1 protein-coding gene is annotated in these 2,359 nt (G+C 70.3%); it reads left to right on the plus strand.

All coding sequences use genetic code 11. The features are described 5' to 3' along the window. Positions 1 to 2,359 (plus strand): acyltransferase domain-containing protein (locus BIV25_RS40655; protein ID WP_143076787.1); only part of this gene is annotated, 2,359 nt, incomplete at both ends.

Consider the following 2,359-nt stretch of genomic DNA (forward strand, 5'->3'; position numbering starts at 1 on the left):
GACGCCCTGCGCTCCCAAGCCACCCGCCTGCACGCCTACGCGCAGACGAACACCGGTCTCGCACCCGCCGCTGTGGCGAGGGCTCTGGTCACCACCCGGACGCCCTTCGAGTACCGGGCCGTCATCCACGGCCGTGATCGTGCCGAACTGTTGGCCGGCCTCAACTGCCTGGCTGTCGGAGATCCCGCAGCGAACCTGGTGCAGGGCACGGCAGCTGACCCCGGCAAGACGGCGTTCCTGTTCTCGGGTCAGGGTGCGCAGCGGTTGGGGATGGGCCGTGAGTTGTACGAGGCTTTCCCGGTGTTCGCGGAGGCGTTCGACGCGGTGTGCGCGTACGTGGGCGGCGAGTTGCGTGATGTGGTGTTCGGGGATGATGCGGAGCGGCTGGGTCGTACGGAGTGGACGCAGCCCGCGTTGTTCGCCGTCGAGGTGGCGTTGTTCCGTCTGGTGGAGTCGTTCGGGGTGCGTCCTGACGTCCTGATCGGGCATTCGATCGGTGAGGTCGCTGCCGCGCACGTGGCGGGTGTGTTGTCGCTGGAGGATGCCTGTGCTCTGGTCGTGGCCCGTGGCCGGTTGATGCAGGAGTTGCCGGCCGGTGGTGTGATGGTGGCGGTGGAGGCCGCCGAGGACGAGGTGCTGCCTCTGCTGGAGGCGCGTGCGGGCGAGGTGTCGATCGCCGCGGTCAACGGCCCCCGCGCGATCGTGATCGCCGGTGCCGAGGCTGCCGTCGTCGAGGTCGCCGGAGAGCTGAAGGCCCGGGGTCGGCGCGCGTCGCGTCTGCGGGTCTCGCACGCCTTCCACTCCCCGTTGATGGAGCCGATGCTCGACGCGTTCCGCCGGGTCGCGGAGGGCATCAGTTACGGTGCACCGTCGATCCCGGTCGTCTCGAACGTGACGGGACAGCTTGCTGCGGATGGGGAGTTGGCGTCGGCCGAGTACTGGGTGCGGCACGTCCGTGAGGCGGTTCGCTTCGCCGATGGGGTGGCTGCGCTCGTGGCTGAGGGTGTGACGCGTTTCCTGGAGATCGGACCTGACGGCACCCTCACCGCCCTCGCTCAGAACTGTGTTCCGCATGATGACGCAGGTGACGTCCTGTTCGTACCTATGCTCCGCAAGGACAGGAGCGAGGTGGAGACCGTCGCTGCGTGCGTCGCCGCCGGATACACGGCGGGTCTCTTCGTCGACTGGACGGCGGTGCTCGGCCAGCCCTCCACGGTCGGTATCGACCTGCCGACGTACGCCTTCCAGCGTGAACGGTTCTGGCCGCAGACCAAGCGCAGCGAGGTCGTACGCGATGTCGAACTCTGGGAGCCCACCGAACCCGAGGAAGCACGCGAGCTGGCGGACAGCCTGGACATGGGCGAGGACGTCGTCCAGAAGGTCCTGGCGGAACTCTCGACCCGGCGCCGGGACCGTGTCGTGCGGGCCGAGGTGGCCGGCTGGCAGTACCGCGTCGACTGGCAAGAGGTCACTGGCACGCCGAGTGTCGGCCAGGCCGGGCCGTGGCTGGTGCTCCACTCGGCGGAGCAGTCGGCCCACCTGGAGACCGTCACCGCCGCGCTGCCTGACCACCTGCTCCTGCCCCTCACCGACGAGCCCGAACGTGCGGAACTCGCCCGAGCTGTCCGTACCGCCGCTCCGAGCTCGCAGCTTGCGGGAGTCGTCGTCCTGTGCGACACGGTCGTGCAGGCGCTCGTCGCCACCCAGGCGACGGGTGACGCGGAGGTCGACGGGCCCGTCTGGCTGGTGACGCGAGGAGCGGTCCGTATCGAGCATCTGGACGACGGTCCGCTGCGCGCCGAGCAGGCGGCCGTCTGGGGGCTGGGACGTGTGGCCGCGTTGGAACACCCCGACCGTTGGGGCGGCCTCGTCGATCTGCCGGAGGTGCCGGACGAGGACACCGCAGGACTGCTCGCGTCGGCCCTCGCCTCCTCCGTGGAGGACCAACTCGCCCTCCGCGACGGCCGGATCCATGCCCGCAGGCTTCGGCCGGAGCCTGCGCGGCAGCCCGCGGACCAGGGCTGGAAGCCCGGCGGGAAGGTCCTGGTCACCGGCGGCACGGGTGCTCTCGGTGCACACGTCGCGCGCTGGCTCGTCCGGCGTGGGGCCACCGACCTGGTCCTCACCAGCCGGCAGGGAGCCGGGGCACCCGGCGCCGACGAACTCATCGCCGACCTGCACGACTTGGGAGCGCATGACGTGAGCGTGGAGGCCTGCGACATGTCCGACCGGACAGCGGTCGCCGACCTGCTCTCGCGCCACCGTGTCAGTGCGGTCTTCCATGCCGCGGGTGTCCCCGACTACAAGTCCTTCGACGCCGTTGACGCAGCTCATGTGGCGCGGGTGGTGGGGGCGAAGG

Origin of the sequence: Streptomyces sp. MUSC 14 (assembly GCF_001866675.1) — a bacterium.
Taxonomy (GTDB): Bacteria; Actinomycetota; Actinomycetes; order Streptomycetales; family Streptomycetaceae; genus Streptomyces.